Here is a 21,249-nt window from a genome sequence, read left to right as displayed (position 1 = left end):
ATCAATACCTTCTAAATCTCATTATTATCCTGCTGAAAGCCCTTGATCTCCTTGTGCTGATTTTTTCGTGTTTCAAAGGCGACGAATTCTTCACAGGCATTTTGGATAACTTCGGGCAGAGGATCCTCATTTTTACGCCAGCTAATTTTCTTTATTGGCCAGTCACAGTTTTCGTTGTAAGATTTATGCGCTTTCAGCTTTTCATTGGTCAGTCTAAAATCGTTGCACCAATAGGCATGGCCTAGCCTGAAATTCGTATAGAAATCGTCTAGGCTGTCAAATAGCGCATGGGCATAAGCTGATGTTTTTAATATATTGTTCCAGGCCGTTTCTTCGCTGATCAATCCAGCCATAAATGAGGTCCGGGATAATTCAATGACCCGGTTTAGGTCAAATCCCCAGAGCAATTGAGGAGGCCTGTTATCCTTTCGTTCCCAACAGCGCTCGACATAGGCCCCGGGCAATTGTGTGAGGGCCGCTATCCTGCGTTGCATATTTTGTCTAGCCTCCGCTGGCATCAATGCCCTATCGGCGGCGAAAAGCTGGCTGTGCATGCCGTTAAAAAGCCGGTCAATGGTTTCGTGATAGGACTGCGCCGACAGCACCCCCCAGCTTTGGTCATTGCCCGTGAGACGCTCCTCTTTGCTGGTCACTATAAAAGTCCTGAAACCCTTCACTGCCGCCCCCCTGGCTTCACAAGGCCAGTACTCCAGGGTTTCGATCCACTCACCATGCTGATAACCATCGGGCGCATCCAATTGCAAAGCTTCCCGTTTCTCCTGCGGGAGCCAGTCGGCACCATACAGTTGGTAATACCGCTTTTGCTCCTTGATTCGTTTACGGGTCATTTTCCGAACTAAAAAATTGCCGAGTAAAGCCCCCAAGGCTAATGCAAGCACAATGCTGGTATAGTACATCCAGGATTGTACTTTATTTATTTCCCGCAGCCTGTCCAGCACGGCATAGGTAATCACGACCACCACAGCAGCGAGTACAAAAGCTGCCCATCCTGAAACAGCGGCATTACCATCCTGCGGATTATACTTGGGACGGGCGTCCTTTTCGCCCGGTTGATTCTGGATAAATTCTTGCATATCTGTTATTTAAAACGTTTTCCTACCGCGTTAAAAAATAAGTTTGCGTGTAAGTGGTGCCTTCCGAACTTGCGGTATTTCTAAAAGTCAGCTTGTTAGCCGTTAGTTCAACAATCGTTTGTTCATTCTCCCACAACAGGAGTTTATTATTTGCTTTCACTTCATAAGGCAACTCATCTTCACCCTCGGCGTTTGTTTTTACCCGACCATTGGCGGAAAAATCGAAGTAAACGTTTTTAGGATCATTGTTAATGACTTCAGGTGGTTCATTCCCTGTTTTTGTTTCCTCTATAAATTCCACTAGGTTCCAACGTCCCAGAATTTTCTGCCGCATGACCTGTACGATTTTATCTTCCTCACTGCCTCCCTCCTGATCTGGATTGTCTTTTTTACAGGCGGAACTTAGGGTCAGGACCGCAATTATGAGGAATGTAGCTGTTAAAAATTTATTGGTTTTCATCGACTTGCTATTTTCTTAACGTAATTGTGGTTGTATATGTTATATCGTCTTCTTGTTCAATACTGCGCATAATGAAACTCGTCTCGGTCAGTTCTATGATCGTATAGGTGCCGCCGTCAATATCGATTTCAGCACCATTCAGTTTATAGTCATCCTGTCTTTCATCGGAACTATTGATGACATAATATATGATGCCATCCTGACGAAAATCAATATAGTCTCCCGTTTCTCCTGGCTTTGTTTTTACCTTGGGGGGATTTGGAGGTTCAAGCGTTTCTGTAGCCTGCGAGACAAAGGTCCATTTTCCCAATATCCTTTCCGATATAGGTTTATCGGATATTTGATCTTTTTTACAGCCCGCCATACTGAAGGTGAGGATCAAAACGAAAAGATTAAAAATTGTCTTTTTCATCGGTCTATAATTTATTTTCTATTTACTCCACATGATATTTTAAAGAGAGGTAATAGTACCTATCGTCCTTTGGCTGGTAATAGGCTGTGTCCTCCACCTCATCATTGGTGGTGGAATAATCGGCAACAGTTTGCAATGCGCCAAGCTTTTTACCTATAGCGGCAGCCACCTTTTCGGCACGCGCCTTTCCGTCAGCAAAAGCTGCTGCGATCACCTTTGAAAAATCTTTTACGGGTAGATAATTTACCTTTCGAGCAGTAATTGATTGTGTACCGTTTTTATCCACCATCAGGTTACTCAGCTTGATGATATCAGCAGGGTCCGATGTTTCAAAACTGTACTGGCTACCTATGGCACTGTACTGCGTTAGTGCAAAGGCCAGTTTATCTTCTTTAAACCGGCTGACATCAAGGCCCGCTGCTTTAACCTTTTCGAAAAATGCTTTTTTTACTTCTTCAATGGGCTTCTTTTCTTCGAGATAGGCAAGCTCTTCGGTAATGACGATATCCAGGGTATACGACTTGACGGTTCTTTCGATTTTTGCCATACCTCTTACTTCTATAAAAGGCTTTTCTGTACTTTGTCCATAAACGCTGTAAACGCTTACAATGGAAAACAGGAATACAAGGATATTTTTCATCTGTATAAATTGTTTATTCATTCGTTAATTTTCCCTTTAAGGCATTCATGCTGCCTTCGGCGGTTTTAGTTGTGATGAAGCTATCAGATTTATTCATTGAGTGTATGTTTTAAGCGGCATTCATGAGCTCGCTTTGCTTGATTATTCATTCTCCTGTGTGATTATTCATTCACAATTTGTTTTTTAATTGTATTCATAAACTCGTTTCACTCGATCTGAATAAATCATGATGGTTTCATGACATTTTTTATTAAAACTTTTGTAGAAAACTGAATTTTCGCTCAAAAAAACTTCCGATCAGCGGTACCGGTTTCATGACTTCATTCGATGCATTGATAATACCCAAGACCAAAAGGATCAGGGGAGCAAGCGTGAGTAAAGAAAAGATACCAGACAAGGTCGGTATTATGGTGATCAGGATTCCGGTGATGACCGAAATAATGATACTAAAAATAAATACACCCAGGCTTTGTTCCAGATGATAGCTTACATAGGCATATTTTTCGGTCCGGTTTTTATAAGAGAAATAAGCGATCAGCCAGCCAACGATGGTGATATAGGATACGATTGCGGTGGTTTTGTTGTCCATAAGATAAAATTTAAAATGAAGTTCTTTTTATACAAAGGTGCTATCGAATGTCTACATTGTCCAAGAATAAGGCCTCTACAAAGTATCTACAAGTGAAAAAGAATAGCTCTATAAAACGTCTACAGCGCTGTCTCATCTATTTTTCAACCCGGTAGACAATGGGGATCAGCTGCATATTATGGATTATGTTGTATTTTTATGAACAAAGAATTTTGAAAATTACTATTCCATACCACGAACTGTTATGAAGATCTCTATAAGCCTCAGTCTGATCTTACTTATATTTTCCAGCGTGTTAAAGCCTGCCGGTGCGCAATCGCGCATTGCGGATTCGCTGCGAACAGTTCTCCGCCAGCCGGATCTGGCCACTGAAAAGAGGGCAATGACACTCGCACAGCTTGGCCGGGTCCTGTATGAAACGGATCTGCCTGCTGCTTTAGCTTCGGCAAATGAAGCTTTGCGCTTAAGCCACGGACTTTCCGATGGCCAATACGCTGCCTTCGCACTGGCCACATTAACCTACCTGAATGTGCAACGGGACAGTCTGGTACTCGCCCAACGGAATATCGATAGTGCATTGATCTATAGTGCGACATCTACAGATAAGGTTGTCAATGGCTATGTATGGTTAAGAAAGGGCTGGCTGGAATATATTGTTAATCAACCGGACAGGTCCAGCGCCAGTTTGTTTAAGGCACTTAAAACCTTAGAAGGACAACCTGCGGATGCCTATCGGAGCTTGGTATACCATTACTTAGCAAGTATTTACGGAGACCTCAAAGACAATACAAAGTTAAAGACATACACCAAATTAAGCCTTCAATCGGCGTACAGTTCGGGTGACCCAGATATGATCTGTAATGCTTACCTGGCTGTAGGTTCCTCTTTCCTGAAGGATTTTAGACTGGATCGCTCGAAAAAGCAATTACTGGATTCTTCGATTTTCTATAACCGACAACTGCTACAACTGTCCAAAGCGCAATCCGACAGGATTATCAACCATATCAACAGTGGAGCTGCTGCGCTAAATCTAGCCAATATTTATTGGGAGTTCTTTCCGAAGCAGTATAAAGACAGTGTTGATAAATACATCAACCAAGCCCTGATCATCGGCCGAAAGTCCGGTCACGAGGAGATCATTGCCAATAGTTATGGAATATTGAGCGAGTATGCTATTGCCGATGGCGACTACAAGGCCGCCGAAAAACTCTTTCTGTTGGGGCTCAGCGAAGTAGAAAGCCATGTTGGCAGCAGCCTACAGGTCAAAGCTTCTATGCTCAAAGGACTGGCCTCTGTCGCCGAAAAAGCGGGCGATCCTGTTAAAGCATTGGCTTACTTCAAGCGGTATATGCAGTATGAGAGCCAGGTCTATGACGCTGGAAAAATGGCCATTGCACAAAGGCTGGAAGTCCAATACGAGGCCGAGAAGAAGGATAAAGAACTGGAGCGGCTGCAAGAGCGAGCCGCCTTTAACAAAAAGCTCAATGTTATTTACATCGGCCTGATTATCGCTGGTGCACTTGCGCTTACTTTTCTTTTCCGTTCCTACCACTTTCGGCTGAAATCATCCATTCAACAGGAAAAATTGCAGGCAGAAGAAGCTGCGCGGCTTAAAGCAGAACAGGAACTGTTGCAGGAAAGGCAAGACAGGCTCCAAAAAGAGCTGCTGGCCGGCAATTTGCAAGTAGAGCAAAAAAATGAGCTTCTCCAGACGATGCGCGATAAATTGGCTGACCATCCCGAATATGATATGCTCAAAAATCAGATGGAGCGCATCCTAAAGGAAGACCTGCGGATGGATGAAGATGTGGAGCATATCAAGAGCAGTCTAGCCGATATACACCCCGAGTTTTTTAATCGGCTTCAACAGCTGGCTGATAACAAACTCACGCGTCTGGATCTAAAGCATTGTTCCTATATCTTGATGGGGCTTTCCAACAAAGAAATTGCCAATCGGCTTGCTGTAGATCCCAAAAGCATTCTGATGGCACGTTACCGGATCAAACAGAAGTTGAAACTTGAAAAAGAGGATAGCCTGGACCTTGCCATACAACGGCTGAGCTGAAAACAAAAGCATACTATTCGTTGAATTTAATCAGCCAACCAGTGAACATTCGATTCACTTTCTAGCGGAGCTACAGCTGCGACTTACTCCGCACGTAATCGCTCAACAGGATTTGTTCGTGCTGCACGATAGACCCTTGCCCCGATGATTAAACAGCAGCTTAATGCCACAATAACCAATGTGCCAACATAAGGTTCAAGTCCTACTGGGGAGTGATAATGATAGATCACCTGAAAAATAAACTTACTTGTAAATAGATATCCCAAAACTGATCCAACAGCAAATGCAATCAGGAGAATACGGACAAACTCTTTACTGATCAATTGAATGATCTGAACTATCGAAGCACCCAGTACTTTACGAACACCGATTTCCCGGTTTCTCTTATCAATATTTAATGAAATCTGCGCAAATAATCCCGATGCCGATAAAAGCAAGGTTACCACAGCGAGAAAAAATGCGATGGATCGAAAAGCTTCGGTCACTCGGATCTCTTTTTCAATCACATCCGACTGTAGGTATGCGCGGTACGGCATATTTGGCATTAACCGATTCCAGGTTGACTGCAAATATTTATTCACTGCTCCAAGTTTTTCTTTGTCAGCGCGAATAACCAACGATTTATATTCATCTGGTTTTGCCAGATGTAATACACAAGGTGGTACAAGTCCGTGTAGGCCATATTCTTTGTAATCATTCACCACCCCGACAATGGTATAACGCACACTGTCCAAGGTTACCTGTTGTCCGATAGCCTGTTTCAGCTGCAGCCGCTGCAGAAAAGTTTCATTGACAATAATTGACTCTTCCGAATCCTTTCCTGTGCTGAAAAAATGACGGCCTTGCAGTAGTCGAATGCCCATACTGTTTAAATAATCTTCACCTCCAATACGTGCGACCTGTGTTTGTATTTGATCTTTTCCGGCTACGGCAGTTTGCGTGTAGGAACTTTCACCAATCTGTTCGGTGGTCCCTGCCAGGTTTTTGATCATTGGATTCTGGCGCACTGCTGTGCTGAATAAGGTATATTCTTGGGGAGTATTGATGGTCACAACTGCGACCTCATTTATGGCATAACCAAAATCAGCCTTTTGTTGGAAACGTGCATTTTTGGCCATCACAATTCCAACGACCAGTGCAAAACAGGACAAACTAAACTGCGCGACAAGCAAAAATCGTGTAAAACGGCTTGATGCACCTAAAGCAGTTTTTCCTTTAAGGATCGATATCGGCTGGAAGGAAGTGATATACAACGCCGGATATAATCCTGAAAGGATTGCACAGACTGCTGGGATAAATAGCAGAAATAACCAGAAACCAAAATCGCGCCGATAGTCAGGAGAAAGATCAAGGCCAGTAAGCTGATTGACTGTTGGTAATAATAACTGGACAAAAAGTATGGCCAGAGCGGCAGATAAGAGGCAAAGAATCATGTTCTCCGTCAGAAATTGCCCGACAAGCTGCCGTCTGACGCCGCCAATCACTTTTCGTATGCCGATCTCCTTCAGTCGACTACTGGCAAATGCGATAGAAATATTGGTAAAGTTGAAACAGGTGATCAACAGGATCAACAGGGACATAATCGCTGGAACAATAACCAATACACCACGTGGATTTGTATTCAGCTGGCTACCATAGATATACCCCGGCATATCAATATCCGAACTGGTTGCCAGTTCTGCAAAAGGTTGAAAGGTAAATCCTTCGATGCGCTGATCCTTATGATGCTGATTGTTAAGTGCTATATAGGGATTCAGGTTAGCCATGGCAGAGGTCGCCCCTTCCCTATCAGTCAATTCGATAAAGGTGGTGACGGCATTTGGCCGACTCCAATCATCCGCGGCTGAAAGACCGAATTTAGCTCCATTGTTATAGGCGGTAATCATATCAAATTGAATACTCGAATTGGTCGGAATCTGTTTTGTGACGGCCGTGATTGTATAGATATTCGGTGTACCGTCTGCTGCAATCAGTGTCACAGACTGTTCTACAGGGTTTTGTTTTGGAAAGTATTTATCAGCGACGGTTTCACTGATGATCAATTGATTGGGTTGGTCAAAACCGGAGAGATTTCCATCTCTCAGCGGAAAATTAAATAAATCAAAAAGCGGTCTATCTGTAAAATGAATGTGCTCATCAAACGTGTGCTCCCCAATCTTTACCACTACAGCTGCATTGCTGAACCGCACAGTGCGTCCCAAGCCAGTCTTTTCTTTTACCAGGGCATCCGCAATTGGAGAAGGTATAGTCGCCCATGGCTGCCTGGTTCCATCCACCACGCGTATGCTGTTCAGACGAAAAACAGCTTGCTTACTCCGCTGGTTTTTGTCAAAGTTTGCCCTATAATTGTAATTAAGATAGGATAATATGCAGCAGGCAATGGCGAACCCCAAACCTAAAATATTAAGCGTCACATAGACTTTGTTGTGCCAGAGTATCCGGATGGCAATCTTCAGGTAATTGGAGAACATACGATCATTTTTAGCGATCACAAGCCAAATACCATACCAGTAGCTCAGGAATCTTAATTTATGCCTCCTAGGGCCCATCACTAGCTATTTTAGCGGTGTGGATAAAAAGTGCAATGTACGTATGCGGACAGTTTTTAAAAAATACTGTTCACATACGTACACTGCCAGTAAAAAAACCAAAGAAATTTGTAGATTGAGCACTATGGAAGACCGGTCACTTTTAGAAAATATCAATAGACATATTACGCTCACGGAAAACGAGTGCTCGTTGTTTTTGTCCCTGCTTAAGAAAAAGAAAATACCCCGAAAAAATAAGCTCTTGACACAGGGGCAATTGTGCGATTCGATCTATTTTGTTGATTGCGGTGCGTTGCGGGCATTTTATTTGGATGTATCGGGTAGAGAATCCACGATTATGTTTGCTGTAAAAGACTGGTGGGTAACGGATATGTATTGCTTTATAAATATACTTCCTGCCATGTTGACCATAGAGGCTATTGAAGAAAGCACGGTTTACCAATTGAAGAAAAATGATCTAGAAAAGTTGTATCAGACGGTACCGCAATTTGAACGCTTTTTTAGAATTCTGATGCAAAATGCCTATATCCGGGAACAATTGCGTGTGGTGCAAAATCTTTCGATGACAGCGGAAGAACGCTATGATATATTTGTGAAAAAATATCCTGAGGTTGCAAACAAGGTAAAGCAAAAGCAGATCGCTTCGTATTTGGGTATTACGGCCGAATTTTTAAGTATGATTAAACGAAAAAAGTTGGAAACCTTAAACTAGTTTATTTTTTTGTATCTGATAAGGCCGTTATTTAGCATCAACTAACAAACGTAAAAACTATGCTTATTTTAATTGCAGGCCCCTATCGTGGTGGCACCAACGATGATCCGATTTTGATGAAGCGGAATCTAGACAAGCTCGAATCTTTTGCACTGGATATCTTTCGGAAAGGCCATATTCCCTTTATTGGAGAATGGATGGCCCTTCCACTGATAAAATTGGCTGGATCAACCAAGGTCGGTGACCAGCAATGGGAAGAAATTCAATATCCTGTCGCACATCGGATGCTCGAAAAATGTGATGCTGTATTGCGTATTGAAGGAGCATCCAAAGGTGCGGATGAAGATGTGCGGCTGGCAAAAGAAAGAGGATTAAAAGTGTATTATAATATTGCCGAAATCCCTGTGGAATGCTAATGTAGGGTGAACCAGTTGATACTTAAATCGGAGTTGGATCTTTACCGCTCTGATTTGAGTTTATCAAGACTTTGGTTAGCCGTAGTATATATCACCGATTAGCTGACCAGATTCTCTAAACTCGTTTGCTATTTATCGCCTTAGCCCAATTTGTCCTTTTGCATCGTGGACATTGTGGAGAATCAGTACTGACACGAGACAAGACATTTCCGCAATACATGCATGCAAATGGTCCTTCATTCGCCGAAGTATCAACAGACCTGTAGGATGAGGGAAAAAGTGGTAGCCCATATTTGGTTTGTTCATCGGAATAAAAAAGTACACTCAGAGTCCCATCAACCTCCAATACTCCTTCCCTAACTTGGCCCAGGTGCTCGATATTCAAATTTCGTAGTTCGGAAAAGAACTCCATCCGTGAAAAAGTGTTATCATTCTCATGTTTGATGTCGAAAACACCATCTTTAACAATCAGCAATACCTTGCCCTCTAGTAACTGAGCCACTGTTTCCGACTTCGAAGTAATCCAAGTGATGGTTTTATAAATTGCGATTACGCATATAAAAACAACAACGGCATGAAAAATTGGGATATCCTCCTGGAACATAGGATCTCCTGCTGCGGATCCCAAACCTATTATAATTGCGACCTCAAAAAGTGTTAGCTGCCGTACTCCTCTTCTTCCAGACAAGCGTAGTATCGTTAAGATAAGCAAAAACATAATAGTCGAACGGAGGCCTATTTCAACGAGAAATGAAGTGTCTATGTCGTTGGCAAAAATTTTCTCCAAGTTAATCATAATTCAAAAACAAGCTATCGATTCCTTAAAATTCCATCCGCCTTCTAAATCATTTATATTATAATCAAATAATATATAGGCTAGTCTTTAAACAAAAAAAAGCTAGGTTGGAAAGGTGCCTAGCTTTTAAAATTCTTCATGATTGGACAAGCAATCTATATATATTCAACAATGTACAGTTATAAACTGTTTGAAATAATTTCATTTTATAGCGACAGAGAAAAAAAAAGCATGTGAGAGCCTAAAAAGTAAATTAAAACAAACGAATCCTAAAAAGCATTTGTTATTTAATTAGTTTCACTAAACAAATAATAATATGATTTTAAACAAAACATTTTTCGCGTCTCTAGCCACAGCAGCCATCCTAGTTTCATGTAATAATCAGACACCACAGGAAAAAGCCGCTGAGAGTATGGAACAGGCTGAGGAAAAAGCTGCTGATGCCAATGAAGAAGCGATGAATACTTCAGAAGATGCCGCGACGAAAGATGCCGAAGCTGTAGTTTATTCAGATAAAGCTGCGGCCAATGCAGCAATTGCGTCAGTACCCGCTCCAACACTATCCAATGATAAAGCCAAAGAGCTTTATACAAAATTAGGTAAAACATGGGTAGATCGTATCAATGCGGACTCGCATGAGAAAGCAGTGGATAAAGAGAAATCGTTGTTGGATATTAAAAATGAAATCGAAAAAGATCTTGCAGACGGAAAGATATCCGCTGCAGACAAAGATAATATCATGAAATATCAATCCGATTGTTTAGCGGCTATCAAAGCTGCACTTTAATACCAAATTATCAGTTCAGTCCTAAAGGATATAGGGTGGTTTATCTTAAAACCATCCTATATCCTTTAGTTTTTAACACACATAAGGTTACTTACCTTTCAAAAAGATTCAATACGCTTCCCCCAGAATAAATACAGGAGCATATGTCTGTGCATGTTTCGGTTTTAATTTTAAAGTCCCTTTTTCCCCTGCAGCCAATAGCCCTGATGTTTAACAGCTGCATGCATTTGCGTTCGGATTACTTTTCGAAAGTTTTGTACGGAGTTTACATTCCCTGTAAGCACAAAGTAAGCGTCGGACCAATATTCATTTTTGAAAATGGGTAACTCTTTAATCTGATCTGGATCAGAAAACAGGGTTGATTTTGGAAACACAATGCTGTTTTCCAAACCGAGTAACTCCGGGATAGCATTGTTCTCTGCATCCAATTCAAAAAGGAACAGATGCTCCTTCTTTTGCTCCTCCATAACAGGCAAAAAAGAACAGGCCAAGGCCAGTGAAGTTTCATCCCCAAAGAATACGATTTTCTCCGCCGCTTTATCGTAGTACTTTTGTTCTGTTCGCGGTTTGTTCAGTACCAGACGATCACCAACTTCCAAATGATTCATAAAGTCGCTACCACAACCATTTCCATGGATATGTGCAATTAATTGCAGGCTATTTTTTTCGCTGTTTATTTCGGCAATGGTATATCTTCTGGCATCGGTATCAGAAACACGTATATCAAAAAAAGCACCAACGGAAAACTGCAGTTTTTCATAATCCCCTTGTAAACTAATTCGTTTGACGGTTGTTGATAAATATTCAGTTTGACTTACTTGTACCTCGGGAATCTGAGAAACGAATAAATTAAGGGTATCAAAGACCCATTTTGGAGCGCTCGGCATAATCTTATGTTTTGATTGAACACAAAGAACGCCACTGGATTCAGTATAAAAAATAATAAAGAGTTGTATTGATTGGACTAATCGCGGTTTTTGCTACGAAACACTTTGGCACTCATACCGGATATCTTGGTAAACAAGCGGGAAAAATAGGGGTAATCTTCATAACCCAATTCAAAAGCAATCTCCTTAACTGACTTGTCAGAATGATAGAGTAATCGTTTGGCCTCCAAAATCACACGTTGCTGGATATGATGCGAAACAGAAAAACCAGTTACATTTTTCACCGATTCATTGAGATAGGAAACCGAAATATTAAATTGAGCAGCATATTCTGCCGGACGTTTTAAGGTCTGAAAATTTTGTTCCAACGAGAGGAAAAAGGCTTTATTAATCCGTTCGAACCGCGATTGTGACTCAGCAGTGTTGCTATATTTCAAATACAACGATAGCTGCAAAGCAATCAAGGTATTGGTGCTGTCCCTCAATAAAGAAAAATGCAATTTGTCAGTCGTGCGTTCGTAGAGTTCAATGCACAAATTATACGTCTTCTCAATAATCTCAAGATCTTCCAAGTCAATCGCCAAAGGTTTTAGGGGCGAGATGCTCTGCAAAATAGTAAGATATTCGGCAGCGATATTTTCGTTGCTGATGATCAGCATAAACATTTCTATATCTTCCACCTTCACTGCCCTATGCACTTGATCCGGCGATTGATAATATATGGTCGGTTTATCTGTGCGGTATTGCTGAAAATCTATTTCCATTACAGTAACGCCACTTTTCTGTAAAACAAAGAAATGATAATCGTGCCGATGTGCCTGCATGACTTCCTCATCTTCCCAAAAAGATTCCGGTGAAACTTTTGCAAGCGCAATGCCATGCCCAAATTCTTTGGGCAGCGTCCTTACTGGAATATCTTTTTTGTGCTGCATCTGTTGCTGGAAATTTATCATTCGCTTTTATTAGCCGCTGATTGGAAAACAATCTATTTTAATTGCATTCCGATTAAAATGGTAGTAATAATTCCTCGCCGAGAATAAACAGTTCTAAACTATCCGCCAAATAGAAACCCATACAACGGATCATATTGGGGATATAACCGAAAAACCGCTTAAAAGCCCCCGCAAAATGAGTGGGGTGTTTGTAACCCACCTGCTGGGATATCTGGCTGATTTTTAAATCAGTGGTCTTTAGCAAGATCTTGGCCCTATTCATTTTACAGGCCGTCATATAACCAAAAATAGTTTGGCCAACATACTTTTTGAAGTTCAGCTTCAGGTATTGTTCATTCGTCCCCACCTCTTTTGAAAGGGCTGAAATGGTGTAATTCTGATCCAGGTTGTTTTCAATCATTTCTTTTACCAGAAGCACTTTCTCCTGTTGATCAGCCGGCACTTTTGATCGGGCAGATTTGATGTTGTTTTGCACTGAATCTAATAATAGACAGAGGATCATGCTAACTTTTGCCCGCAAATAAACGCGCATAAGTACATTTTTGAGGCTCGTTTGCTTTAAATCCATCAATTTGCCAACAATGGCTGGAATATGGTCTATCAAACAGCAGTTTTGTTCATCCCTGAATAGCAATTCATGCGAAAAGCTATCTTCCAAACCAACTTCACGGATATAGGCATGGTCGAAAGCCAATATAAAATAAGTGCTTTTCTCATTGCCAGCAATAGCTAAAGTGGCATCGTTTAACTTAATAAATACCTTTTTGTTCCGCCGCAATGTCCCCTTTAAACCATTGTAATGGATTGCTACCTGATCAGCAAGATTGACAACTAAGGCATAAACTTCTGTTTTTAAACTCACTTCATACTCGGCACAGTTTTCTGCTGCAATCATCCGTAAGCCATTTGCTTGTCGATCTATCACCATTGGCTCCTCGGCCAGATCACCCCTATCTTGATAAATTTCTTTCTGCGTCATCTTGTTTTCGGAATACGTTACTTTCTTGCGTATAATACTTTTTACTTTTGCGTCGCCTTATTTAGATTAAATACAAATAATTATCAAAAATACTGTTATCGTTTCAATGGAACAAATAAAATATATATTAACTTTTGCTCTTACCTGTTCGTTCTATTTCGTATATGCCCAGGTTGCCCGTATTTCCGGTACTGTTCGTGATAACGAGGGAAAAGGAGTCTCCCACGTTACTATTCAGATTAAGAACAGTCAACTCGCGACAATGACTGACGCTCAGGGGCATTACCAATTAACAAATGTGCCCTACGGTGATCATGTGCTCTTCATTTCCTCCTTAGAGCTACATGCGAAAGAAATCTCCTTACGTGCTTATCAAAAGAGCCAGCATGTCAATATCCATGTGGAGATGAGAAGCAAAAATGACCTTGAAGAGGTTAAGGTAGAACGTAATTCAACCAAAAAAGAAATGGAGATCGGTGGCTTTGCCGTGGCCGTTGTCGAAACAAAGGAAGCTGCACTGCGCAACCTGACCACTAATGAGCTGCTCGACCGAACCGTCGGTGTACGTGTCCGCCAAAATGGTGGTGTTGGATCCCAGATTGAATATAACCTCAACGGTATGTCGGGCAGCACAATAGGTATATTTTTGGATGGCATAGAAGTTTCTACCTATGGATCTTCGTTTAACCTCAATAATATACCGCCCGCCATGATAGAGCGCATCGAAGTATACAAAGGGGTGCTCCCCTCTCATTTGACGGGCGATTATGTGGGCGGTGCCATTAATGTGGTCATGAAAAAAGATGTTGCCCAAAACAATGCGACCGTAGCGACCTCCTATGGCTCTTTTAATACTTTCAATGCCGATGCGAGCCTCACCCTGCGGGATAAAAAAACGGGGCTTTCATTTAGAGGTTCCGGCTTTTATACCTACACAGACAACAGCTATGAAATGTGGGGGAAATTCTCAAAATATACCGACAGAAATGGGATACTGACCCGGGATTTTAGGGCAAAAAGATTTAACGATACCTATCGGTCAGCAGGTGGACGTTTTGAATTTGGTTTTACAGATGTGAAATGGGCAGATCAGTTTTTCTTGGGTTATAATATCTCAGACACCTATAAAGAAATACCCCACGGCACAACGACTGCTCAGCCCTACGTTGGCCGTTTTTCGGAGTATAATGCACATGTATTCAGCTTAAACTATAACAAACGTAATCTTTTTGTGGATGGATTGACACTGAATGTCAATGCTGTACGCAGCAAACGCAGCACCTATGTGCAGGATACGGTAACAACATTGTATAATTGGGACGGAAATCCGGTGGTGCTACATACAGATTATATGATCGAAAATGGTCTTCCCCCAATGACGATGAAATCACCCAACGGGGCACAACAGGGATTGCCGACGATTACACAGGTCGATCGCACAATAACAAATGTCCGTTCAAATTTAGGTTATATGATCTTACCGGGCCATCGGGTATCACTCAACCACAAGCTGGAAAAAACCGACCGCGACGATACCAATCTCCTAAGGCCTATCAATAAAGATTTACTGATATTAACAGGCGTTACCAAGAATATTCTATCGGCAAATTACGAAGCACAGACTTTTAATAATAAGCTGAAAACTAATATACTGATAAAATATACCGCCAACAGTACCCAGCAGACCAATCCAAACCCAACGTATAACGCTGATGGATCATATACCCTCAATCCAGAGACAAAAAACACCTTTAGCGACAACTTTGGGTATGGTGCCACGATTTCATACAATATCTTGCCGAATCTGTTTTTGATTACTTCGATGGAGAATGGTAAAATCATGCCCTCCGAAGAACAGATGTTTGGGAATCTCGAAACCAATATATTGCCTAATCTCAATCTTACACCCGAGAAAAATATAAATTATAACCTAGGTTTCCGATTGGCAAATATAACATTTGACCAGCATCGGTTCTCGTTCTATGGAAGTGCCTTCTGGCGAAACGGCTACGACAAGATTACCCGACAGACAGTCGATAGTATTGTCACGGATTCCGATCTGGATATTCAGGCATCAGCTTTCGTTAATCTGGGTCGTACGCAGTCCAGGGGTGTGGAAGCTGAGTTGATCTATGTCTTTGACAACAAACTTAATGTCATGGTCAATTTTTCTAAATTCAATGCCCTATACAAACGGCAATTCGATGCCGCCGGACGTGCAGATGACCGCTATAATCTACAGATTCCAAACGAACCTTATTTTACAGTCAATGCAAATGCACAGTATCGCTTGGATAACGTCTTTCAAAAACGTGCCATCATGAACCTTTATTACAATATGGGCTATGTAGGGCATTACGATATCGCATGGCATCCTTCTGAGGGGAGCCTCACCCCTAGCCAGTTTGCACATGATCTAGGACTAAGCTATCGCATTCCCTCCGGAAAACTGGTGGCAAGTTTTGATACAAAAAACATCTTTAATACAGCGTTGTATGACAACTTTGGTGTTCAAAAGCCTGGAAGGGCATTCTACATCAAACTCAATTACACGATTAGCAAATTCTTATAGTAAACAATAGTAAAATGAAACCATCATGATTTATTCGATCATGCTAATGAATAAATCTGATAGCTTCATCACAATTAAAAAAACAAATTTATACAGATGAAAAAAAATCTATTAAAAACCGTTCTATTTGGCGCATTGGCTGCGTCAGTAACCTTAGGTAGTTGTAGTAAAGATAGCGGGAATCCGGGCGCAGTAGTCCCTCCAGAGGAAAAACCTACTGACAACAGATGGATTACATTGACCGCTGCACTAAAATTGACAAACGATGGTGACGGAAATGGTGGTACAATGGCCTACGCCATTTCACCTGAGCAAGCGATTGACCCTGCTTTTGAGCTCGATGTTTTTAATGGCAAAGGCTTGAAATTTGATTCCCCTAGAACCTCGCGTATACAGGCATCTGCAGATGGAAAATTTTTATACGATATTCAATATACAGGAACTGATGGTGGTATTTTCCAGAAATACGCCGTAAATGGGGCAGAAAAATATGTAAAAAGTGGCAACGAAGTGAATGCAGCTGTTATTCTGGGCACCTCACCACGTTGGGTTAAATCAGCTGAAGGGATCGGTATTGGTGTGAGTGCAACAACACTGACATCTTTTACAGGTACATTTCCGGCGGTAACTTTTGGCAATATCAAGTCTACAGCTACTGTGGCGTCTATCAATTTGGATAATCCAAGTATTTTAAACACGGCTTCATTTACTATTCCATTTACTGATGAGCAGTTAGCTCAAGGTTATTCGATCGGCCGTATCGATGTGCCGATCATCAACCAGGCAAAGAATAAAGTCTATATCGGCTGTAATATTTCGAAAGTCAATCCAAAGGGCACTCCTAGCCAAAATCAGGAGACGGGCGTAGTTTCCTGGCCAAGCGATGCTGCCAATATTGCGGGTACGGTCACTTTGGTTGTAGACTATCCTTCATTTAAAAATCCGAAATTGATCTGGTCTACACAAAGCAAATATGGTAATAATGGTTACCGTACCATGACCCAGTATATTGCTGAAGATGGCCATGTTTATCAATCCACTGGTGCGAACACAACGAGCTACCCACATATCTTGCGCATTGATAAAAATACCAATGACTATGACAACAGTTATGTATTCGATTTATCGAAAGCACTAGGTGTTAGTGGTCTTGCTGGAATCAAAGCATGGAAATACCTAGGTCAAGGTAAAGCATTTGTCCTATATGACATTGATAAAAAAGGTGGTTATTTGGCGCTAATAGACCTCAATGCTAAAACAGCAACAAAAATTGCCACAGAATACGAGTCTAAATTAAACTTTGATCAACAGCAAAGTATAGCTCAGGTGGGCGACAATGTGTATGTTCCATTGACACCTATCAGCGAAGCCGGAAATGTATTTGTTTACAACTGGAAAACGGGTAAATTGACGAAAGGTGCTAAGCTATTGAATGGTACAGGACATCGTTATATCGGTGCTTATTAATACAATATATATTGTATAGGACCTCATTTAAATGGTCGCTCTGATTTTACAGAGCGACCATTTAAATGAGGTCCAATTTTAACTAGAAATGATTTTATCTTTTAAGCGATAGCTGATTAAGGAAAATAACTGGCCATATCCCGCTGGTGTATACCAGCGTTTAATTCCTTTTTTAAAGAAATGGTCACAGCCCTGGAAAAATCACCCTTATAGTACAGATGGATCTGTTTTGCATGAAGGTCGGTAGCCATTGAATAGTTGGAAATGATGTCGCTTGGTTTTTTCTGAATTGTTTTTTCAAGAAGGAAAGCCATATCATTTAAATGGTACACCCAGTCTTGAGCAAGGTACTTCATTGCCGTATCTCTTCGCCAACAAGGTTCATAGTGATTATTATTCACAGTGTAATTCGTCAGCGCAAAGTTTCTACTTGTCTTTCGTATGCAATAGTTCGCATGGACAATGGCATAGTCTCCACCGGCATCAGCAATAAATAATTGCGCTCCGGTCAATCGCACGAGATTAAACGCTCCAATGTAACTTACAGCTTCCTGTACTGTTTTGCAGGTTTTGAGTACATCCGTGACAACCTCCTCGCTCCGGTCCTGTTTGTTGGGGTTCCGAATAGCTGCAATTTCATCTATTGCTGTGTAATCCATAAATAGGCCATGTTCGTTCATGCCGCCCTGCGGATTTTTGTACATTATTTTATTCAGTTTCTCCTCATCAGAAAGCTCTGTCCAGATCATATAACCATAGGTTTCTCTTTGCTGTGGGTAAAACCATAACCTATATTTAAGATCAGGCGACTCATCTTCGTTATTTCCGACCCAAATATGTCGACCATCATTGACCATAAATATGGTACATGCAGCACTTGTTAAGCAAGTTATAAGACACAAGACGATAAAAAAGCTACAATAAAATTTTCGTTCCATCGGGTAATGATTTTTTACAAATTTACCCTAAGACAGCGCATCTGCTGTTCGCGTTTATCCACCCGAACACATTCCATTGCTATTTAAGGTCTTTCAGTTTGATTGAGGGGGGCTTATATTTTTTAACCAGTCGAGAATTTAGTATTTTTATTCTAAAATAGATCTTATAATATAGCTCCAATGAATGCTTTTCTTATGTGTTTTTCTGGCGGTGCATGTGTTCTCTTTAGCTTTATGCTTTTTTTCTATCCACATGCACAAAATGTAAAGGCTAACAGATGGCTTGCCCTATTTGTATTGCTGATGGGCAATTTGCTTTTAGAAGTTAGCCTTCGCGGATTTGCACTTCGATTTACTCGTTTCAGTATAGGGTTTAATGCTTTGCAATTTATGATGGCACCCAGTCTTTTGTTAAGCGCTCTTTACTTTGTAAAACCTACCAGAACTTTTGCAAAAAAAGACTTTTTACATTTCTTGCCCGCCTTGGCTTTTGTAGCGGCTGCATTACTTCTAGTTGAAGGTGGTACTGATCTGATGATCAAGAAACTATTTCCTATAGGCTCGGCGGATTTTCTGGTACGTGACCTATTGCCTTTGCAGCTGGTGCTATATATCATCTGTACTTACCTTACATTGATTCGCTATAAAAAGGCGGCCAAAACTGCGACTACTTTTGGCGAAAGCTTGACCTGGCTTCACCATTTTTTACTGGTTCTGAGTTTGGTGCTGCTATTTTGGATCAACGATGCTTTGATAGGAATAAATTTTATGCTCGAAACTATGCCTGTCGTATATACAGGTGCTATCTTTTTTATGGCTACTTTGTCTGGCCAGCAACATATTAGCCTGATATCCCAGAACACCGTTCCAACCGATATGATCGATGATCCACAGCCAAAACGGACGAAAAAGGAAGCACGAATAAGCCAGCCTATACTGGTCACTCTCGCAGCGGAACTAAATAAACAGATTGTTGAGCAACAGATTTATTTAGATAGTGAGTTGAGTCTTCCCATTTTGGCAGAGAAGCTTGGTATTAGTGTTCACGATGCTTCTTACCTAATCAATGAAGTCACTGGTTATAGTTTCTACAATTTCATCAATTGCCAACGTGTGGAACAGGCAAAAAAATTGCTGGTTTCTGGCGAGGCAGAAAGGCTAAATATGGTCGGAATAGCTTTTGCATCCGGTTTTAATTCAAAGACAGCATTCAATACCGCTTTTAAAAAATGGACTAATATGTCACCTATGCAGTATGTCAAAAGTTTGGACAAGCCATAAAGTATTTGGATCCAGAAAACACAATAAGACTATTTTAATATCCGCTGATGTAGATTTAAAAATCATTGAATACAGCGTCTTATAATCGACCTAAATTTTGCCTGGACATTTTTTACGATAACCTGTTTTTATTGAAACGTATTTTCAGGTCTAAGGCCCTTCAATTGTTTATTAATTATACGGATACTATCACGTAAAGCATTGTTTTGATCCCTCAGATCCTCAATCTGTTGCTGGATGTTTTCATCTCTTATTTTTGACCTTCCTTCTGGTGATGAGGCACGACCGCAGGCTGCTAAGGAAAGCAAAATTATAATGGCAAGTTTTTTCATGTTTTTTAGCTGATAGTTGGCGGAGTCCTAAAAAACTTACAAAGTAAATCTACTGCTGTAAGTTTTTGAACAGTTCCGCTACTTATAGGAAAATTAGAAAATATGAATCGAGCAATAGATAACGACCAAATCCTTACATTTAATAAAAAGTAGCGATGATGGATGAGAGACAGTTCTTAATACTTATTAATGAGCATCAAGGGATTATCCATAAAATATGTCGCTTATATCGCGATGTTCGCGAAGATCGGGAGGATCTTTTTCAGGAAATAACTTTTCAGCTCTGGAAATCCCATGATAGCTTTAAGAACAACTCGAAAATAAGCACCTGGATTTATCGCATTGCCCTGAATACTGCCATAGCTACATTCCGTAAAAAGAAACAAGATGTCGAATATCGTCCAACTTTGCCCGAAATGGCCGAAGAACAGCCGGATGAAGAACTTGCTTTACGCCAGGAGCGATTATTCAGCGCTTTAAAACAACTTGATGATGGAGACAAGGCGATCATTACCCTGTACCTTGAGGATTTGAGTTATCAACAGATCGCAGATATTATTGGCATAAGTGAAAATTATGTCGGTGTCAAACTCAATAGAATAAAAATCAAAATTCAGAACCTTCTAGCCTGTTAATTATGGAATTTAATGAACTAAAATCTACCTGGAATACGGTGAAAACACCCGAAATTTCTCCAAGGGAAATCCAAAAGATGTTATCAGAGAATAGACATCCTGTTTTAAAAAACATTAGGAAGCAATTAACCATAGAAATCATAGGTTGGTGTATTTTCCTGACATGCTACTATACGATGTTTGACGGCGACAGAAAACCTGTCTGGATCAATATATTGCTTGTTTTCTCAATCTTGTTGCCCATCATCCATAACCTTATGGGCTATCGTTTTGCAAAATATCTTGTCCAGGGTAGCAATATCCAGGAATCGTTGAAAAATTACCTGGCAAAGGTCAAGCGTTATGCCGCAATCTCCATTATTTCAAAGCAGCTGTTTCTGATCGGGCTTCTACTTTTTTTTACCTATGGACTAAGCTTTAATACAAATAAGTCTATTTCGCTGGTTATTATAGGTTTGCTGTTTATCATTCAACTTCTGCTCACCTTTAGGATATGGGCAAAACGTTTGGCTGGCTTGGAAAAGTCAATCAACTTGCTGAATTGATTGGCCTCTCCTCTTGGCTTTTTCGTTAAGGTTGGTATAATAGGCGATTGTCGATTTATCCTGTTGTGGTCAAATTTGACCTTATTTATACATAGATGATCAATTATATTTTGTAACTTCACCCTAGCCAATCACTAAAG

At 40.9% G+C, this 21,249-nt stretch carries 21 protein-coding genes; 9 read left to right on the top strand and 12 right to left on the bottom strand.

All coding sequences use genetic code 11. The features are described from left to right. Positions 1-11 precede the first annotated feature (11 nt). From ABFX33_RS15685 to ABFX33_RS15665, 5 genes are all read right to left on the bottom strand, one after another. Complete coding sequence (locus ABFX33_RS15685) at positions 12-1,094, bottom strand: DUF1266 domain-containing protein (RefSeq protein ID WP_346086801.1); 1,083 nt, start codon at positions 1,092-1,094, stop codon at positions 12-14. A 22-nt stretch (positions 1,095-1,116) separates the two neighbouring features. Then, positions 1,117-1,554, bottom strand: coding sequence for a hypothetical protein (locus tag ABFX33_RS15680; RefSeq protein WP_346086800.1), 438 nt, complete (start codon positions 1,552-1,554; stop codon positions 1,117-1,119). Between the two features lie 7 nt (positions 1,555-1,561). Then, positions 1,562-1,966 carry a hypothetical protein gene (locus tag ABFX33_RS15675; RefSeq protein WP_346086799.1) on the bottom strand — a complete coding sequence of 135 codons (405 nt, stop codon included), beginning with the start codon at positions 1,964-1,966 and terminating at the stop codon, positions 1,562-1,564. Positions 1,967-1,988: 22 nt separating this feature from the next. Further along, the gene (locus ABFX33_RS15670; RefSeq protein ID WP_346086798.1) at positions 1,989-2,606 is read right to left on the bottom strand and encodes an SIMPL domain-containing protein; all 618 of its coding nucleotides are present in this window, start codon (positions 2,604-2,606) and stop codon (positions 1,989-1,991) included. Between the two features lie 250 nt (positions 2,607-2,856). Then, on the bottom strand, positions 2,857-3,195 hold the full coding sequence (locus ABFX33_RS15665) for a magnetosome magnetite crystal formation protein family (protein ID WP_346086797.1): 339 nt from the start codon (positions 3,193-3,195) through the stop codon (positions 2,857-2,859). Positions 3,196-3,439: 244 nt separating this feature from the next. Between ABFX33_RS15665 and ABFX33_RS15660 the strand changes: the two genes are divergently transcribed. Continuing rightward, positions 3,440-5,260: a helix-turn-helix transcriptional regulator gene (locus tag ABFX33_RS15660; RefSeq protein WP_346086796.1), complete on the top strand. Its 1,821-nt coding sequence runs from the start codon at positions 3,440-3,442 to the stop codon at positions 5,258-5,260. 83 nt (positions 5,261-5,343) lie between these two features. Here ABFX33_RS15660 and ABFX33_RS15655 read toward each other — a convergent pair whose 3' ends face one another. Continuing rightward, positions 5,344-7,809 carry an ABC transporter permease gene (locus ABFX33_RS15655; protein WP_346086795.1) on the bottom strand — a complete coding sequence of 822 codons (2,466 nt, stop codon included), beginning with the start codon at positions 7,807-7,809 and terminating at the stop codon, positions 5,344-5,346. 124 nt (positions 7,810-7,933) lie between these two features. Here ABFX33_RS15655 and ABFX33_RS15650 point away from each other — a divergent pair, with 124 nt between their 5' ends. Together ABFX33_RS15650 and ABFX33_RS15645 are read left to right on the top strand one after the other, a co-directional pair. Further along, positions 7,934-8,521, top strand: a complete 588-nt coding sequence (locus tag ABFX33_RS15650) for a Crp/Fnr family transcriptional regulator (protein ID WP_346086794.1) — start codon at positions 7,934-7,936, stop codon at positions 8,519-8,521. Between the two features lie 59 nt (positions 8,522-8,580). Further along, positions 8,581-8,937: a DUF4406 domain-containing protein gene (locus ABFX33_RS15645; RefSeq protein ID WP_346086793.1), complete on the top strand. Its 357-nt coding sequence runs from the start codon at positions 8,581-8,583 to the stop codon at positions 8,935-8,937. 115 nt (positions 8,938-9,052) lie between these two features. On the opposite strand, the gene ABFX33_RS15640 is transcribed toward ABFX33_RS15645, so the two are convergent. Next, entirely contained in the window at positions 9,053-9,733 is a 681-nt protein-coding gene (locus ABFX33_RS15640; protein ID WP_346086792.1) for a DUF421 domain-containing protein, read from the bottom strand. Between the two features lie 316 nt (positions 9,734-10,049). On the opposite strand from ABFX33_RS15640, the gene ABFX33_RS15635 reads away from it, so the two are divergent. Continuing rightward, a complete protein-coding gene (locus tag ABFX33_RS15635) occupies positions 10,050-10,520 on the top strand; it encodes a hypothetical protein (RefSeq protein WP_120257565.1) in 471 nt (156 codons plus the stop codon). A 170-nt stretch (positions 10,521-10,690) separates the two neighbouring features. Here the strand turns inward: ABFX33_RS15635 and ABFX33_RS15630 are convergent, their stop codons facing one another. From ABFX33_RS15630 to ABFX33_RS15620, 3 genes are all read right to left on the bottom strand, one after another. Next, a complete protein-coding gene (locus ABFX33_RS15630) occupies positions 10,691-11,407 on the bottom strand; it encodes an FAD-binding oxidoreductase (protein WP_346086791.1) in 717 nt (238 codons plus the stop codon). A gap of 77 nt (positions 11,408-11,484) precedes the next feature. Continuing rightward, on the bottom strand, positions 11,485-12,360 hold the full coding sequence (locus ABFX33_RS15625) for a helix-turn-helix domain-containing protein (protein ID WP_346086790.1): 876 nt from the start codon (positions 12,358-12,360) through the stop codon (positions 11,485-11,487). Between the two features lie 52 nt (positions 12,361-12,412). Further along, complete coding sequence (locus ABFX33_RS15620; RefSeq protein WP_346086789.1) at positions 12,413-13,339, bottom strand: helix-turn-helix transcriptional regulator; 927 nt, start codon at positions 13,337-13,339, stop codon at positions 12,413-12,415. 106 nt (positions 13,340-13,445) lie between these two features. On the opposite strand from ABFX33_RS15620, the gene ABFX33_RS15615 reads away from it, so the two are divergent. Both ABFX33_RS15615 and ABFX33_RS15610 read left to right on the top strand, forming a co-directional pair. Next, a complete protein-coding gene (locus tag ABFX33_RS15615; protein WP_346086788.1) occupies positions 13,446-15,911 on the top strand; it encodes a TonB-dependent receptor in 2,466 nt (821 codons plus the stop codon). 96 nt (positions 15,912-16,007) lie between these two features. Then, a complete protein-coding gene (locus ABFX33_RS15610; RefSeq protein ID WP_120259197.1) occupies positions 16,008-17,378 on the top strand; it encodes a hypothetical protein in 1,371 nt (456 codons plus the stop codon). A gap of 116 nt (positions 17,379-17,494) precedes the next feature. Here ABFX33_RS15610 and ABFX33_RS15605 read toward each other — a convergent pair whose 3' ends face one another. Then, positions 17,495-18,316 (bottom strand): carcinine hydrolase/isopenicillin-N N-acyltransferase family protein, encoded by an 822-nt coding sequence (locus tag ABFX33_RS15605; protein WP_346086787.1) that lies wholly within the window; start codon positions 18,314-18,316, stop codon positions 17,495-17,497. Positions 18,317-18,496: 180 nt separating this feature from the next. On the opposite strand from ABFX33_RS15605, the gene ABFX33_RS15600 reads away from it, so the two are divergent. Next, positions 18,497-19,597 (top strand): helix-turn-helix domain-containing protein, encoded by a 1,101-nt coding sequence (locus ABFX33_RS15600; RefSeq protein ID WP_346086786.1) that lies wholly within the window; start codon positions 18,497-18,499, stop codon positions 19,595-19,597. A 128-nt stretch (positions 19,598-19,725) separates the two neighbouring features. Here the strand turns inward: ABFX33_RS15600 and ABFX33_RS15595 are convergent, their stop codons facing one another. Further along, positions 19,726-19,929 (bottom strand): hypothetical protein, encoded by a 204-nt coding sequence (locus tag ABFX33_RS15595; protein ID WP_346086785.1) that lies wholly within the window; start codon positions 19,927-19,929, stop codon positions 19,726-19,728. Positions 19,930-20,084: 155 nt separating this feature from the next. On the opposite strand from ABFX33_RS15595, the gene ABFX33_RS15590 reads away from it, so the two are divergent. After that, positions 20,085-20,564: an RNA polymerase sigma factor gene (locus ABFX33_RS15590; RefSeq protein ID WP_306429347.1), complete on the top strand. Its 480-nt coding sequence runs from the start codon at positions 20,085-20,087 to the stop codon at positions 20,562-20,564. A gap of 2 nt (positions 20,565-20,566) precedes the next feature. Continuing rightward, a complete protein-coding gene (locus tag ABFX33_RS15585) occupies positions 20,567-21,109 on the top strand; it encodes a hypothetical protein (RefSeq protein WP_346086784.1) in 543 nt (180 codons plus the stop codon). Positions 21,110-21,249: the final 140 nt, after the last annotated feature.

This window comes from Sphingobacterium ginsenosidimutans, from assembly GCF_039536865.1.
Lineage (GTDB): Bacteria > Bacteroidota > Bacteroidia > Sphingobacteriales > Sphingobacteriaceae > Sphingobacterium > Sphingobacterium detergens.
The sequence above is the reverse complement of the archived record's forward strand: the minus strand, read 5'-3'. Positions and strand labels throughout refer to the sequence as shown.

What these genes read in the sequence shown, in the direction of transcription:
- ABFX33_RS15640 (WP_346086792.1), bottom strand. Translation starts at nt 9,733, where the DNA reads ATGATTAACTTGGAGAAAATTTTTGCCAACGACATAGACACTTCATTT.
- ABFX33_RS15630 (WP_346086791.1), bottom strand. Translation starts at nt 11,407, where the DNA reads ATGCCGAGCGCTCCAAAATGGGTCTTTGATACCCTTAATTTATTCGTT.
- ABFX33_RS15645 (WP_346086793.1), top strand. Translation starts at nt 8,581, where the DNA reads ATGCTTATTTTAATTGCAGGCCCCTATCGTGGTGGCACCAACGATGAT.
- ABFX33_RS15595 (WP_346086785.1), bottom strand. Translation starts at nt 19,929, where the DNA reads ATGAAAAAACTTGCCATTATAATTTTGCTTTCCTTAGCAGCCTGCGGT.
- ABFX33_RS15605 (WP_346086787.1), bottom strand. Translation starts at nt 18,316, where the DNA reads ATGGAACGAAAATTTTATTGTAGCTTTTTTATCGTCTTGTGTCTTATA.
- ABFX33_RS15655 (WP_346086795.1), bottom strand. Translation starts at nt 7,809, where the DNA reads ATGGGCCCTAGGAGGCATAAATTAAGATTCCTGAGCTACTGGTATGGT.
- ABFX33_RS15635 (WP_120257565.1), top strand. Translation starts at nt 10,050, where the DNA reads ATGATTTTAAACAAAACATTTTTCGCGTCTCTAGCCACAGCAGCCATC.
- ABFX33_RS15610 (WP_120259197.1), top strand. Translation starts at nt 16,008, where the DNA reads ATGAAAAAAAATCTATTAAAAACCGTTCTATTTGGCGCATTGGCTGCG.
- ABFX33_RS15585 (WP_346086784.1), top strand. Translation starts at nt 20,567, where the DNA reads ATGGAATTTAATGAACTAAAATCTACCTGGAATACGGTGAAAACACCC.
- ABFX33_RS15650 (WP_346086794.1), top strand. Translation starts at nt 7,934, where the DNA reads ATGGAAGACCGGTCACTTTTAGAAAATATCAATAGACATATTACGCTC.
- ABFX33_RS15675 (WP_346086799.1), bottom strand. Translation starts at nt 1,966, where the DNA reads ATGAAAAAGACAATTTTTAATCTTTTCGTTTTGATCCTCACCTTCAGT.
- ABFX33_RS15660 (WP_346086796.1), top strand. Translation starts at nt 3,440, where the DNA reads ATGAAGATCTCTATAAGCCTCAGTCTGATCTTACTTATATTTTCCAGC.
- ABFX33_RS15680 (WP_346086800.1), bottom strand. Translation starts at nt 1,554, where the DNA reads ATGAAAACCAATAAATTTTTAACAGCTACATTCCTCATAATTGCGGTC.
- ABFX33_RS15665 (WP_346086797.1), bottom strand. Translation starts at nt 3,195, where the DNA reads ATGGACAACAAAACCACCGCAATCGTATCCTATATCACCATCGTTGGC.
- ABFX33_RS15685 (WP_346086801.1), bottom strand. Translation starts at nt 1,094, where the DNA reads ATGCAAGAATTTATCCAGAATCAACCGGGCGAAAAGGACGCCCGTCCC.
- ABFX33_RS15615 (WP_346086788.1), top strand. Translation starts at nt 13,446, where the DNA reads ATGGAACAAATAAAATATATATTAACTTTTGCTCTTACCTGTTCGTTC.
- ABFX33_RS15670 (WP_346086798.1), bottom strand. Translation starts at nt 2,606, where the DNA reads ATGAAAAATATCCTTGTATTCCTGTTTTCCATTGTAAGCGTTTACAGC.
- ABFX33_RS15590 (WP_306429347.1), top strand. Translation starts at nt 20,085, where the DNA reads ATGATGGATGAGAGACAGTTCTTAATACTTATTAATGAGCATCAAGGG.
- ABFX33_RS15620 (WP_346086789.1), bottom strand. Translation starts at nt 13,339, where the DNA reads ATGACGCAGAAAGAAATTTATCAAGATAGGGGTGATCTGGCCGAGGAG.
- ABFX33_RS15600 (WP_346086786.1), top strand. Translation starts at nt 18,497, where the DNA reads ATGAATGCTTTTCTTATGTGTTTTTCTGGCGGTGCATGTGTTCTCTTT.
- ABFX33_RS15625 (WP_346086790.1), bottom strand. Translation starts at nt 12,360, where the DNA reads ATGATAAATTTCCAGCAACAGATGCAGCACAAAAAAGATATTCCAGTA.